This is a genomic window from Nocardia farcinica (assembly GCF_029867845.1).
In the GTDB taxonomy this organism is placed as follows: domain Bacteria; phylum Actinomycetota; class Actinomycetes; order Mycobacteriales; family Mycobacteriaceae; genus Nocardia; species Nocardia farcinica_A.
Genome location: NZ_JARWRU010000168.1, coordinates 1 through 13459 on the forward strand (window position 1 = coordinate 1; position 13459 = coordinate 13459).

11 protein-coding genes and 2 pseudogenes are annotated in these 13459 nt (G+C 70.7%); 11 read left to right on the forward strand and 2 right to left on the reverse strand.

From position 1 onward, the window contains the following. Both QH283_RS03425 and QH283_RS03430 read right to left on the reverse strand, forming a co-directional pair. Positions 1–447: helix-turn-helix transcriptional regulator (locus QH283_RS03425; RefSeq protein WP_280501565.1), on the reverse strand; the 447-nt coding region annotated here is incomplete at its 3' end. A gap of 197 nt (positions 448–644) precedes the next feature. Further along, complete coding sequence (locus QH283_RS03430) at positions 645–974, reverse strand: transglycosylase family protein (RefSeq protein WP_280501566.1); 330 nt, start codon at positions 972–974, stop codon at positions 645–647. Positions 975–1851: 877 nt separating this feature from the next. Between QH283_RS03430 and QH283_RS03435 the strand changes: the two genes are divergently transcribed. The 11 genes and pseudogenes from QH283_RS03435 to QH283_RS03485 all read left to right on the forward strand — a co-directional run. Continuing rightward, a complete protein-coding gene (locus QH283_RS03435; RefSeq protein ID WP_280501567.1) occupies positions 1852–3129 on the forward strand; it encodes a cation:proton antiporter in 1278 nt (425 codons plus the stop codon). A gap of 31 nt (positions 3130–3160) precedes the next feature. After that, entirely contained in the window at positions 3161–4213 is a 1053-nt protein-coding gene (argC, locus tag QH283_RS03440; protein WP_280501568.1) for an N-acetyl-gamma-glutamyl-phosphate reductase, read from the forward strand. Then, positions 4210–5427: pseudogene (gene argJ, locus QH283_RS03445) on the forward strand (bifunctional glutamate N-acetyltransferase/amino-acid acetyltransferase ArgJ). Before argC ends, argJ begins: the two are co-directional and overlap by 4 nt. Further along, complete coding sequence (argB, locus tag QH283_RS03450) at positions 5424–6320, forward strand: acetylglutamate kinase (protein ID WP_280501569.1); 897 nt, start codon at positions 5424–5426, stop codon at positions 6318–6320. Before argJ ends, argB begins: the two are co-directional and overlap by 4 nt. After that, positions 6317–7546 (forward strand): acetylornithine transaminase, encoded by a 1230-nt coding sequence (locus tag QH283_RS03455; protein ID WP_280501570.1) that lies wholly within the window; start codon positions 6317–6319, stop codon positions 7544–7546. The genes argB and QH283_RS03455 overlap by 4 nt, the downstream gene beginning before the upstream one ends. Then, the gene (gene argF / locus QH283_RS03460; RefSeq protein WP_280501571.1) at positions 7546–8493 is read left to right on the forward strand and encodes an ornithine carbamoyltransferase; all 948 of its coding nucleotides are present in this window, start codon (positions 7546–7548) and stop codon (positions 8491–8493) included. Before QH283_RS03455 ends, argF begins: the two co-directional genes overlap by 1 nt. A 35-nt stretch (positions 8494–8528) precedes the next feature. Beyond that, positions 8529–9041, forward strand: a complete 513-nt coding sequence (locus QH283_RS03465) for an arginine repressor (RefSeq protein ID WP_432420648.1) — start codon at positions 8529–8531, stop codon at positions 9039–9041. Between the two features lie 105 nt (positions 9042–9146). Beyond that, a complete protein-coding gene (locus tag QH283_RS03470; RefSeq protein ID WP_280501572.1) occupies positions 9147–9869 on the forward strand; it encodes a GntR family transcriptional regulator in 723 nt (240 codons plus the stop codon). A gap of 242 nt (positions 9870–10111) precedes the next feature. Beyond that, the gene (locus QH283_RS03475; RefSeq protein ID WP_280501573.1) at positions 10112–11602 is read left to right on the forward strand and encodes a phytoene desaturase family protein; all 1491 of its coding nucleotides are present in this window, start codon (positions 10112–10114) and stop codon (positions 11600–11602) included. A gap of 127 nt (positions 11603–11729) precedes the next feature. After that, a complete protein-coding gene (locus tag QH283_RS03480; RefSeq protein WP_432420649.1) occupies positions 11730–13277 on the forward strand; it encodes an NCS1 family nucleobase:cation symporter-1 in 1548 nt (515 codons plus the stop codon). Then, positions 13277–13459, forward strand: a pseudogene (locus QH283_RS03485) (hypothetical protein); the annotation flags it as partial. The gene QH283_RS03480 and the pseudogene QH283_RS03485, both read left to right, overlap by 1 nt.

Here is a 13459-nt window from a genome sequence, read left to right on the forward strand (position 1 = left end):
GTGAGGGGGACGGCTCGATCCGTCGCGGGGGGGGGGGCCCGGGGGGGGGCGCACCCCCCCGGGCGGGCCCACGGGGCCGCGGGCGGCGATGCGGGTGGCGCGGCCGCGCATCTCCGGCGGCAGCGCGGCCAGCACCTTGAGCTGGGCGGTGGCCAGCACCGTGCCGAGGCCCAGGTCGGCGGCGGCGCCCGGCAGGCCGGTCAACAGCACGGCGTCGGCCTCTTCGGAGGTCAGGCCGGTCACTCTGGTACGGAAGCCGTCGAGCAACCGCACTCCGCCGCCGCGACCCTGTTGGCTGTAGACCGGCACCCCGGCCGCGGAGAGAGCCTCGACGTCGCGGTAGACCGTCCGCACCGAGACCTCGAGTTCGGCGGCCAGCTCCGGCGCACTGATATTCCCCCGGGTCTGCAACAGCAACAGCAGTCTCAGCAGACGACTAGCGCGCACAGGGGCAGAATATCCGCCGAACCTGACAGGAGATGACAGGTTCACCGGGCTGGGTCGTCGCGGTGGGCGGTGGCCACCGGCCCGAAACAGCGACAACCCCTGTCATCGACGGTGATGACAGGGGTTGTCGTGCTCGTTCAGGTGGCTTCGGGAGCGGAGAACCGCTCAGCCTGCGCGCTCGATCGCGGGTGCGACGATCAGAGGTAGGCGCCGCACACCGGCCACGCGCCGGGGCCCTGGCCCGCGAGAACGTTCTCGGCGACGCGGATCTGCTCTTCGCGGCTGGCGTTGCTGGCGTAGCCGGTGCCGCCGTAGGCCTCCCAGGTGCTCTGCGAGAACTGCAGGCCGCCGTAGTAGCCGTTACCGGTGTTGATGGCCCAGTTGCCGCCGCTCTCGCACTGCGCGACAGCGTCCCAGTTGTTCGCCGAGGCGGTGGCCGTGGAGAGACCGAACGGGATGGCGGCGAAGGCGCCGGCAGCGGCGACGAAGGTGGCGACGCGGGTGCTGATCTTTCGGTTCTGCGACATGAGAAGTTTCCTCGCTGCGCCCACCGACTCGGCTGTGTGGCCGGAGTCCCTGTCCCCAGTGGATGTCGGGGTCTCTCGAACCGTGGGACAGGGTCTGTCGGTGTTCGGCGGTTCGAGCGGCGTACCCGTCTCGGTCGATCGGGCCGGGTTCGACCATAACGAACCAATCTCGAACAATCACGTGCCGGTAACGACGCTCATGTCTGAACCATTTATCGAGGGATAACTGTATTACTCCTGCTCGGCGCGCTGAAATCGATTCGATGTTCGAGCGAGTGTTCTGGCGAATTTGTGGCACACATCACGTTTTGCGACCCGATTTTTGTGATCGGGGCAACGGAAAGCCTGTCCGAAATCCCCTGATTCGCCCGGATCGAAGCAGATAGTCGCAGGTAGAAGCGGTTGTTGTGGATCGTCGGCGTGCTCGGGTCCGGGTTTTCGCCCGTCTGCGACCCGGCTGTTCCGCGGCCGTCGGAGGATGCCCCGGGCGGGTGGAAGCGGGGCTGTTCGAATTCCATGAATAGTTGTGTTCGGGAAATTGGGGGCGTCGGTCACGGAGTGGGGGCGCGCCTGGGCAAGCCGGTGTCGGGTCGTGACCCGGCGTGGTCGCCGGATGGATGAATTCCGTCCTCGGAAGGGCGGATTCGCCGTTTGCCGGAATGTGTCGGGAATTGTCGATCTTGAAAATGGATCGACGGGTGTGCGCGATTCCGGCCGCTGCCCGGCCCGTCTCGGAGTGAATCCGACTGAGGCGCACCGGTGTCCGTCGTGGCCGACGACGCGCCCGGCGGAACGTGCGCCCTCGATCGGCGACCGCATCGGTCCGTTGTCCGGCGAGTCCCGTGGAGTCGCGTCACCGTTGTGTCACGATCGCCCGATGGATCTGGTGGCAGCCGAAGCCGCGGAGTCGTCCGCCTCGCCGATCGTCTCCCTGTTCTGGATCGCACTGGCCGCCGCGCCGGCGCCGGTGATCTCCCGGCTGCTGCGCGGTTACGTCCCGGATGTGGTGCTGCTCTTGGTGTTCGGCATCCTCATCGGCCCGCACGCGCTCGCCTGGGCTGGCTCCGGCGGCGGCGTCGAACTCGTCGGCGAACTCGGGCTCGGCATGCTCTTCCTGCTCGCCGGCTACGAGCTCGACCCGCGCCTGCTGCGCGGTCGCTCCGGCGGGCAGGCATGGGCGGTGTGGGTGGTGTGCCTCGCGCTCGCCTTCGCCGCCGTCGCCGCGCTGACCTGGTGGGAGGGGCTGGCCGGGCCGGAGATGACGCGCCCTTCGGTCACCTCGGTGATCGCGGTGGCGATCGCCATGACCTCGACCGCGCTGGGCACCCTGCTCCCCATCGTCAAACAGGACGGGCTGCTCACCCAGCCGCTCGGCCGGGCGGTCCTGGCGCACGGGGCGGTGGGCGAGCTCGGCCCCATCGTGGCCATGTCCGTCCTGCTGACCAGCCGCAGCCTGGTCTCCGCGCTCGTGGTGCTGCTGTTGTTCGTCCTCGCCGCGATGCTCGTCGCGCTGGTCAACCAGCGGGTGCTCGACCGGGTGCCCGGCGCGGCCGGGCTGCTGGAACGCCTGAGCGGCGGCACCACACAACTGCCCGTGCGCGTCGTCTTCCTCCTGCTGCTCATCCTCATGGCCGTGGCCGAGACGTTCGATCTGGACGTGGTGCTCGGCGCGTTCGCGGCGGGGCTGATCCTGCGCACCCTGGTGCCCGCGGGCGCGGACCGGGTCGGCCAGGCGTGGGAGACGATCGGCTTCGGCGTCTTCATCCCGGTCTTCTTCGTGGTGTCGGGGATGGGCATCGACATCGGCGCCGTGGTCGGCAGCCCGCTGCTGTGGCTCGGCTTCGTGCTCACCATCGCCGTGGTGCGCGGCGGTCCGGTCTGGATCGGCGAGCGGTTCGTCGCCCACGGCGCGAACCTCGCGAGCGGTCGGGAGCGGACCCGGCTGGCGCTGTACGCGGCCACCGGCCTGCCGATCATCGTCGCGGTGACCCAGGTGGCGACATCGGCCGATCTGCTCGGCGCGGACGTCGCCTCCACCATGGTCGCCGCGGGTGCCACGACCGTGCTGGTGTTTCCGCTGGTCGCGCGCCTGCTCGGGGGTGGCGGCGAGCGGGAGCCCGCGCTGCGGAGCGGCGCGTCGCGCACCCAGTCATGAATGAGCTTGCATTGTCGTGCATAATCATTTCATGGCTGATTCGGATGCCCCCCTGCGGATTGCTGTCGCCGGAGCGAGCGGATACGCGGGCGGCGAGGTCTTGCGCCTGCTGCTCGCCCATCCACGCTACCGCGCCGGGCGCCTCGAGATCGGGGCGCTTACCGCGGGCTCCAACGCGGGTTCCCCGCTGATCGCCCACCAACCCCATCTGCTGGAACTGGCCGACCGCACCCTCGCGCCCACCACGGTCGAGGAGCTGGCCGGTCACGACGTGGTCTTCCTCGGCCTGCCACACGGCCAGTCCGCCGCGCTCGCCGAGCAGCTGCCCGAATCCACCGTGATCATCGACTGCGGCGCCGACTTCCGGCTGCGCGACGCCGCCGCCTGGACCAAGTACTACGGCTCCGAGCACGCGGGCAGCTGGCCCTACGGCCTGCCCGAGCTGCCCGGCGGGCGCGAGGCGCTGCGCGGTGCCACCAGGATCGCCGTCCCCGGCTGCTACCCGACCGTGTCCAGCCTGGCGCTGGCCCCCGCGGTCGCCGCGGGCATCGTCGAGCCGACCGTCAACGTGGTCGCGGTCAGCGGCACCTCCGGTGCGGGCCGCAAGCTGGACGTGGGCCTGCTCGGCTCGGAGGTCATGGGCTCGGTGCGTGCCTACAACATCGCCGGCGCCCACCGGCACACCCCGGAGATCGCGCAGAACCTCTCGGCGCTCACCGACGGGTCGGTGAAGGTCTCGTTCACCCCGGTGCTGGCGCCGATGCCGCGCGGCATCCTCGCCACCTGCACCGCGCCCACCACCGTCGACGCCGCCGAGGCCCGCGCGGTCTACGAGAAGGCCTACGCCGACGAGCCCTTCGTGCACCTGCTGCCCGCGGGCATGCTCCCGCAGACCGGCGGCGTGCTCGGCTCCAACGCGGTCACCCTGCAGGTCGAGGTCGACACCGACGCCGGACTGCTCGTGGTGATCGGCGCGATCGACAACCTGACCAAAGGCACCGCCGGTGGCGCGGTGCAGTCGATGAATCTGGCCGTCGGCTTCGACGAGACCGAAGGACTTCCCACCGTAGGAGTGGCACCGTGACGACAACCGAGAGCGGCACCGGCAAGCTGGTGCGGACCCAGGGCGTGACCGCCCCGCTCGGCTTCCGGGCGGCGGGCATCGCCGCGGGCATCAAGGCCAGCGGCAAGCCCGACCTGGCGCTGGTCTTCAACGAAGGCCCCGAATACGCCGCCGCGGGCGTGTTCACCAGCAACAAGGTCAAGGCCGCGCCGGTGCTGTGGTCGCAGCAGGTGCTGAAGTCCGGGCGGCTGCGCGCGGTCATCCTCAACAGCGGCGGCGCCAACGCCTGCACCGGCCCCGGCGGCTTCCAGGACACCCACCGCACCGCCGAGGAATTGGCCACGGCGCTGAGCAACTGGGGCACCGAGACCGGCGCGGGCGAGATCGCCGTCTGCTCCACCGGCCTGATCGGCGACCGGCTGCCGATGGACAAGCTCATCCCGGCCGTCACCGAGATCGTGCACGAGATGGGCGGCGGCCTGTCCGGCGGCGCCGAGGCCGCGCGGGCCATCATGACCACCGACACCGTGCCCAAGGAAGCCGCCTTCCACCATCGCGACAAATGGAACGTCGGCGGTATGGCCAAGGGCGCGGGCATGCTGGCGCCCGCGCTGGCCACCATGCTCGTGGTGCTCACCACCGACGCCCTGGTCGAGGCCGACGCGCTGGACTCCGCGCTGCGCAAGGCCACCCGCCTGACCTTCGACCGGCTCGACGTGGACGGCTCCTGCTCCACCAACGACACCGTGCTGCTGCTGGCCAACGGCGCCTCCGGCGTCCGCCCCTCCCAGTAAGAGCTCGACGCCGCCGTCTTCGCCGTCTGTGACGACCTGGCCGCCCAGATGATGGCCGACGCCGAGGGCGTCACCAAGCGGGTCACCGTCACCGTCACCGGCGCCGCCGACGAGGACGAGGCGGTGATCGCCGCCCGCGCCATCGCCCGCGACAGCCTGGTCAAGTGCGCGCTGTTCGGCTCCGACCCCAACTGGGGGCGGGTGCTGGCCGCTGTCGGCATCGCGCCCATCACCCTCGACCCGGACCGGATCTCGGTGTCGTTCAATGGCAATCCGGTGTGCGTCGACAGCGTCGGCGTGCCCGGCGCCCGCGAGGTCGACCTGTCCGGCGAGGACATCGCGGTGCACGTGGAACTGAACGTGGGCGACGGCGAGGCGATGGTGCGCACCACCGACCTGTCCTACGCCTACGTCGAAGAGAACTCGGCCTACAGCTCATGACCGCCGTCGAACACCTCACCGCGCTGGAGCAGGCGCACGTCCTGGCCAACGCGCTGCCCTGGTTGCAGAAGTTCCGCGACAAGATCGTCGTCGTCAAATACGGCGGCAACGCCATGATCGACGAGGAGCTCAAGCGCGCCTTCGCCGCCGACATGGCCTTCCTGCGCACCGTCGGCGTGCACCCGGTGGTGGTGCACGGCGGTGGCCCGCAGATCAGCGCCATGCTGAAGAAACTGGGCATGCAGGGCGAATTCCGCGGCGGATTCCGGGTCACCACACCGGAGGTCATGGACGTGGTGCGGATGGTGCTGTTCGGTCAGGTCGGGCGCGAGTTGGTCGGGCTGATCAACGCCCACGGCCCGTACGCGGTCGGCATCTCCGGCGAGGACGCTCGGCTGTTCACCGCAACCAGGCGCACCGTCCTGGTCGACGGCGAGCCCACCGACATCGGCCTGGTCGGCGACGTCACCGAGGTCGACCCGGACGCGGTGCTCGACCTCATCGACGCCGGCCGCATCCCGGTGGTCTCCACCATCGCCCCCGATGCCGACGGCGTGGTGCACAACATCAACGCCGACACCGCCGCCGCCGCGCTCGCCGAGGGCATCGGCGCGGAGAAGCTGGTCGTGCTCACCGACGTCGAGGGCCTGTACACGAACTGGCCGGACCGCTCCTCGCTGACCAGCGTCATCGACGCCGATGCGCTGGAGCAGCTGTTGCCGAGCCTGGACGAGGGCATGGTCCCCAAAATGGAAGCCTGTCTGCGCGCGGTGCGCGGCGGTGTGCCCAGCGCGCACGTGATCGACGGCCGGGTGGCGCACTCGGTCCTGCTCGAACTGTTCACCGGAGAGGGAATCGGCACGATGGTGACTCCGGGAGGAGAGACGCAATGAACGCTTCACAGTCAGGCTCCGGCGCGAACCAGGGCACCGAGGGGCTGCGGCAGCGCTGGTCGACGGCGCTGATGAACAACTACGGCACCCCGAAGGTCGCGCTGGTGCGCGGTTCCGGCGCGGTGGTCTACGACGCCGACGGCAAGCGCTACCTCGACTTCCTCGGCGGTATCGCGGTCAACAGCCTCGGCCACGGCCACCCGGCCGTGCTGGAGGCGGTCACCCAGCAGCTCGGCACTCTCGGGCACGTGTCGAACCTGTACGTCAGCGAGCCGGTGATCGAACTGGCCGAGCGGCTGCTCGCGCACTTCGGCGACGGTGAGGGCAAGGCCTTCTTCTGCAACTCCGGCACCGAGGCGAACGAGGCGGCGTTCAAGATCTCCCGGCTCACCGGCCGCACCAAGATCGTCGCCTGTGAGGAGGCCTTCCACGGCCGCACCATGGGCGCGCTGGCGCTGACCGGCCAGCCGTCCAAACGGGCGCCCTTCGAGCCGATGCCGCCCGGCGTCGTGCACGTGCCCTACGGCGACGCCGCCGCGCTGGCCGCCGCCGTGGACGACCACACCGCCGCGGTCTTCCTGGAGCCGATCCTCGGTGAGTCCGGCGTGGTGGTCCCCCCGCTGGACTACCTGGCCAAGGCCCGCGAGATCACCTCCCGCCACGGCGCGCTGCTGATCCTCGACGAGGTGCAGACCGGTATCGGCCGCACCGGCACCTTCTACGCCCACCAGGCCGCCGGCATCGTGCCCGACGTGATGACCCTGGCCAAGGGCCTCGGCGGCGGCCTGCCCATCGGCGCGGTGCTGGCCACCGGCCGCGCCGCCGAACTGTTCAATCCCGGCATGCACGGCACCACCTTCGGCGGCAACCCGGTCTGCGCGGCCGCCGCGCTCGCGGTGCTTCGCACCATCGACGAGGAGGGGTTGCTCGCCCACGTCGAGTCGGTCGGCAAGCGGCTCAGCGACGGCATCGCCGTGCTCGAGCACCCGCTCATCGACCACGTGCGCGGCGCGGGCCTGCTCATCGGCGTCGCCCTGACCCAGAATGTCTCCGCCGAGGTGGAGGCGCGGGCCAGGGAGGCGGGCTATCTCATCAACGCCCCCAAGCCGAACGTGCTGCGGTTGGCGCCGCCGCTGGTGCTCACCGAGACCCAGGCCGAGCACTTCGTGGCCGATCTGCCCGGCATCCTCGACGCCGCTGCCGCCGACGCGAAGGGAGCCCGGTGATGACCGGCGAACTGCGCCATTTCCTGCGTGACGACGACGTCACGCCCGCCGAGCAGGCCGAGATCCTCGACCTGGCACTGGAGCTGGCGAAGGCGCCGTTCTCGCGCCGCCCGCTGGCGGGCCCGCGCGGGGTCGGGGTGATCTTCGAGAAGAACTCCACCCGCACCCGCTTCTCCTTCGAGATGGGCATCGCCCAGCTCGGCGGGCACGCGGTGGTCGTCGACGGCCGCGACACCCAGCTGGGCCGCGAGGAGACCCTCGCCGACACCGGCCGGGTGCTCTCCCGCTACGTCGAGGCGGTGGTGTGGCGCACCTTCGAGCAGGAGCGGCTCGAGCAGATGGCTTCGGCGGCAACGGTTCCGGTGGTCAACGCGCTGTCCGACGAGTTCCATCCGTGCCAGGTGCTGGCCGACCTGATGACCCTGCGGCAGCGTTTCGACTCGCTGTCGGGGCGCAAACTCGCCTACTTCGGCGACGGCGCCAACAACATGGCGCACTCGCTGCTGCTCGGCGGCGTCACCGCCGGGCTGGACGTGACCATCGCCGCCCCGGCCGGTTTCGAGCCCCTGCCCTGGGTGCTCGAGGCCGCGCGCAAGCGCGCCGCCGACACCGGGGCGAACATCACCGTCACCGGCGACCCGGTGGCCGCCGCCCGTGGCGCGCACGCCCTGGTCACCGACACCTGGACCTCCATGGGCCAGGAGAACGACGGCTTGGACCGGGTCGGCCCGTTCGTCCCGTACCGCCTCGACACCGCGCTGCTCGAGCACGCCGCGCCCGATGTGGTGGTGCTGCACTGCCTGCCCGCGCATCGCGGCGACGAGATCACCGACGAGGTCATCGACGGCCCGCACAGCGCGGTCTGGGACGAGGCGGAGAACCGGCTGCACGCGCAGAAGGCCCTGCTGGTGTGGCTGCTGGCGAAACGGGAGGGCGTCGCGCTGTGAGCGTGTCCATCCCCGAACGCGGTTCCGGGCGCGCCATCGACGGCGGGCGCTCCTCCGACGGGAAGAGCCCCGCCATCGCCCGCACCAGGGCGGGCCGCCAGTCCCGCATCGTCGAACTGCTCTCCGCGCACGCCGTGCGCAGCCAGACCGAGCTGGCCGCGTTGCTGGCCGCCGAGGGCATCGAGACCACCCAGGCCACGTTGTCGCGTGATCTCGACGAACTCGGTGCGGTCAAGCTGCGCGCGGCCGACGGCGGCGCGGGCGTCTACGTCGTCCCCGAGGACGGCAGTCCCGTCCGCGGCGTCACCGGCGGCACCGACCGGCTGTCCAAACTGCTCGGCGATCTGCTCGTCTCCACCGACGCCAGCGGCAATATCGCCGTCCTGCGCACCCCGCCCGGCGCGGCGGGCTACCTGGCCTCCGCCCTCGATCGCGCCGCGCTGCCCTACATCGTGGGCACCATCGCCGGTGACGACACCATCGCGGTCATCGCCCGCGAGCCCCTCACCGGCGCCGAACTGGCCGCCAAGATCGAAGAACTCGCCTGAGCCACGGCGCGGCCGGTTTCCGGTCGAGTGCCCAACTGTACGTACATTTTCCTGTCCGTCACATGCGTGACCGAGATCGCAACACGAGCCGCCTACCGTGTGGGCATGCCGCCACGCCGACGATCCGCGTTGCTCGCCCGGTTGGTGGTCGACGAGCCCGGCAGACCCCAGATCATCCTGGGGGAACTGCGCCGGGTGATCCTGGACGGGGCCGTGCCGCCGCGCACGGCCATTCCGCTGCGTGAAGTCGCGGAACTGTTCGGCGTCAGCCACATACCCGTGCGCGAAGCACTGAAGACACTGATGGGGGAGGGGCTGGTCACCCACCAGCCGCATTCCGGGTACACCGTCGCCCAGCTCACCGCCGCCGAACTACGCGAAATGTACATGGTGCGACAGACATTGGAGACCGCCTCGCTGGCCGCCGCCGCCCGCGGCGCCACCGAGGCCGACATCGAGACCCTGCTCGGCGTGCACAGCCGGCTGGAAGCCGCCATCCGCGACGACGATCCGGTCGCCTACCATCGCCTGTCCCGGCAGTTCCATGTCGCGCTGACCAGGCCGTCGCGCATGTTCCGCCTGCTGCACATGCTCGAGACCGCCTGGAACGTCACCGAACCCGTGCAGGCGATGGTGCACATCGACGCCGCCGACCGGGTGCTGCTGCACGCCGACCACGCCCAGATGCTCGACGCCTTCCTCGCCCGCGACGTGGACCGCCTGCTCGAGATCGCCGAGGCGCATCACCGCAGGCTGGAGTGCGTTATCGGCACCCTGCCCACCGACACCGGCCTGCTCGCCCCCGAGGACGTTCCCGCCGCGCCGTGACCGCGCGCCCGGCACACCGCGCGGGCTGCGGGACACCGGGGCGCCATCGTGGCAGAGTGCCGGTGCGGGTGCCCCGGTGCGTGTCGGTGACCGGGCTGCCCACTGCCGGACGAGGCGCGGACCCGAGCGAGACCCGGAACACAGCCAGACCTGGAACACGGAAAATCGCCGCGGGTCCCCGACGGGGAAGGATGCGGTGGGATGGGCGCACACAGCGGACGTGACCGGACAGGGCCGCGGGCGTGAGCCGGGTGCTGGTCGTCGGCGCGGGTGTCGGCGGTCTGGCGGCGGCGCTGCGGTTGCGGGCCATGGGACACCGCGTCACCGTGCTCGAGCAGTCCGAGGAGATCGGCGGCAAGCTCGGCGTCGTCGAGCGGGACGGCTTCGTCTTCGACACCGGCCCTTCGCTGTTGACGATGCCGCAGGTGCTGGAGGAACTGTTCGCCTTCACCGGCGCCTCGGTCCACGACGCGCTTGGTCTGCATCGGCTCACGCACGCGGCCGGGTACCGCTTCCCGGACGGTGCCGAACTCGACATGCCCGGCGATCTCGCCGACATCCCGGCCGCGCTCGACGACGCGCTCGGCCCCGGCCGGGGAGCGCAGTGGTCGGCACTGCTCGACCGCGCGCGGGCCGTCTGGGAGGTGACCCACGGCCCCTTCCTGGAATCCCCGATGAGCGTGCGCACCATGCTCGGCGGCATCGCCAGGCCCTCGGACGTGCGCACCGTCGCCCCCTGGCACACCCTGCGCGGACTCGGGCGCCGCTATCTGCGCGACCCGCGCCTGGCGATGCTGCTCGACCGCTATGCCACCTACACCGGCTCCGATCCCCGCCGCGCGCCCGCGGCGCTGGCCTCCATCCCGTGGACCGAGCAGGCCTGGGGCTCCTGGTACGTGTACGGCGGCCTCGGCCGCATCGCGGTCGCGCTGCGCGACCGGCTGCTCGAACTCGGCGGTGCGGTCGAGACAGGTTGCGCGGTCACCGAACTCACCACCGATCCGGGCGGGCGCGTCACCGGCGCCGCGCTCGCCGACGGCCGCGTCGAGACCGCCGACATCGTGGTCGCCAATGCCGACGCGCGTCAGGTGTACGAGCGCCTGATCACCACCCCGCCGGCCCGGCGCGCCGCGGCCAGGTTGCGCCGCGCCACCCCCTCGCTGTCGGGCTTCGTCCTGCTGCTGGCCCTGGACGACCCACCCGCCGCCCCGCATCACCGGGTGCTCTTCGCCGAGGACTACGACGCGGAATTCGACGCGGTCTTCGGTATCGGCGGGCCGAAGCGCCCGGTGGCCAGGCCGACGGTGTACATATCCGCTCCCGACGACCCCGCGATCGTGCCTGGCCGGGGCACCGGCGCGTGGTTCGTCCTGGTGAACGCGCCCCGCCACGAGCCGGAGGCCGGAATGGACTGGGACACACCGGGTTCGGCGGACCGATACGCCGAGCGGGTGCTGCGGGTGATGGCCGATCGAGGTCTCGACGTGCGGCCGAATCTGCGGCACACCACGATCCTCACGCCCGCCGACCTCGAGCGCCGCACCCGGACACCCGGCGGCAGCATCTACGGCTCCTCGTCGAACGGCCCGCGCGCCGCCTTCCTCCGCCCGGCCAACACCTCTCCGGTGCCGGGGTTGTACCTGGTCGGCGGTTCGGCGCATCCGGGTGGCGGGTTGCCGCTCGTCATGCTCTCGGCACGCATCGTCGCAGGCCTGATCGGTCCGGCGGTCTGACCGGACGCTCGCGCTCGGGGAGGCATCGGCGCACGAGGATGTCCGCCGAAAGATATATCGGCCCCGCAATGGCGGGGCAATGGAAGGGCAACGGCGGGGCAATAGCCGATTCCTACCGTTGACGGCGATAGATCTCCACTTCCCGGACGGGACCATCGCCACGACCGACACCCTCGCCCCCGCCGTCACGTCGAGTACCGACTCGGCCGCGGGCACGGCCGACTTCCACCCGCGCCTCACCAACGAGTGCCTGGCACCGCTGGAGAAGCAGACCTGGAGCTCCTACAACATCTTCGCCTTCTGGATGTCGGACGTGCACAGCGTCGGCGGCTACGTCACCGCGGGCAGCCTGTTCGCGCTCGGCCTGTCCAGCTGGCAGGTGCTGGTCGCCCTGCTGGCGGGCATCTCCCTCGTCTACTTCTTCTGCAACCTGGTCGCCAAGCCGAGTCAGGTGACCGGCGTGCCCTATCCGGTCATCTGCCGCAGCTCCTTCGGGGTGCTCGGCGCCAACATCCCCGCGGTGATCCGCGGCCTGATCGCGGTGGCCTGGTACGGCATCCAGACCTTCCTGGCCTCCGCCGCGCTCGAGATCGTGCTCATCAAGCTGTTCCCCGGCCTCGCCCCGTACGCGGTGACCGCCGACTACGGCTTCCTCGGGCTGTCGGCGCTGGGCTGGGGCTGCTACCTGCTGCTGTGGGTGGTGCAGGCGTGCGTGTTCTGGCGCGGCATGGAATCCATCCGCCGGTTCATCGACTTCTGCGGTCCCGCCGTCTATGTCGTGATGTTCCTGCTGTGCGGCTACCTGATCTGGAAGGCGGGCTGGGGCGCGATCGATCTGAACCTCGGCGAGGTCACCCACCACGGCCTCGACGCCGTGCCGGTCATGCTCGGCGCCATCGCGCTGGTGGTGTCCTACTTCTCCGGCCCGATGCTCAACTTCGGCGACTTCTCCCGCTACGGGCGCAGTTTCGCCGCCGTCCGGCGCGGCAACCTGCTCGGCCTCCCGGTGAACTTCCTGGTGTTCTCGCTGCTTGTGGTGGTGACCGCCTCGCTCACCCTGCCGGTGTACGGCGAGCTGATCACCGACCCGGTGGAGACCGTGTCGCGCATCGACTCCACCTTCGCCATCGTGCTCGGCGCGATCACGTTCACCATCGCCACCATCGGCATCAACATCGTCGCCAACTTCATCTCCCCGGCCTTCGACTTCTCCCACGTCAGCCCGCAGAAGATCAGCTGGCGCGGGGGCGGCATGATCGCCGCCGTCGGCTCGGTGCTCATCACGCCGTGGAACCTCTACAACAACCCTGATGTCATCCACTACACGCTGGAAACCCTCGGCGCGTTCATCGGCCCGCTGTTCGGCGTCCTCATCGCCGACTACTACCTGGTGAAGAAGCAGCGGGTGGTCGTCGACGACCTGTTCACCATGTCCGAGCAGGGCAGCTACTGGTATCGCAAGGGCTACAACCCGAACGCGGTGATCGCCACCGTGGTCGGCGCGCTGGTCGCGGTCTTCCCGGTGCTGTTCAACAGCCTGCCCGGCATGGCGACCACCGCCCAGTACAGCTGGTTCATCGGCTGCGGGCTCGGGTTCGTGGTCTACTACCTGCTCTCGCGCCGCCCGCGGGCAGCTGCTCCCGCCGCCGCGTCTTCCGCGGAGGCCGCTGCCTGATGCGCATCGTGGTCGTCAACCCGAACACCACGGAGGCGATGACCGCGCTGATCGAAACGGGTGCCCGGGCCGTAGCAGGGCCGGGCACCCCCCGGAGCCCCGTGACCGAACGCAAGGGGCCCCCCCCCCAAGGGAGCGCGAACGGCGAAGGAAACAGCCGGCCCGCCCCGGTCGCGCCCCAA

Excerpts from the sequence above, each read along its gene's own strand:
- QH283_RS03435 (WP_280501567.1), top strand. The coding sequence starts at position 1,852 with ATGGATCTGGTGGCAGCCGAAGCCGCGGAGTCGTCCGCCTCGCCGATC.
- QH283_RS03455 (WP_280501570.1), top strand. The coding sequence starts at position 6,317 with ATGAACGCTTCACAGTCAGGCTCCGGCGCGAACCAGGGCACCGAGGGG.
- argB (WP_280501569.1), top strand. The coding sequence starts at position 5,424 with ATGACCGCCGTCGAACACCTCACCGCGCTGGAGCAGGCGCACGTCCTG.
- QH283_RS03470 (WP_280501572.1), top strand. The coding sequence starts at position 9,147 with ATGCCGCCACGCCGACGATCCGCGTTGCTCGCCCGGTTGGTGGTCGAC.
- argF (WP_280501571.1), top strand. The coding sequence starts at position 7,546 with ATGACCGGCGAACTGCGCCATTTCCTGCGTGACGACGACGTCACGCCC.
- QH283_RS03430 (WP_280501566.1), bottom strand. The coding sequence starts at position 974 with ATGTCGCAGAACCGAAAGATCAGCACCCGCGTCGCCACCTTCGTCGCC.
- argC (WP_280501568.1), top strand. The coding sequence starts at position 3,161 with ATGGCTGATTCGGATGCCCCCCTGCGGATTGCTGTCGCCGGAGCGAGC.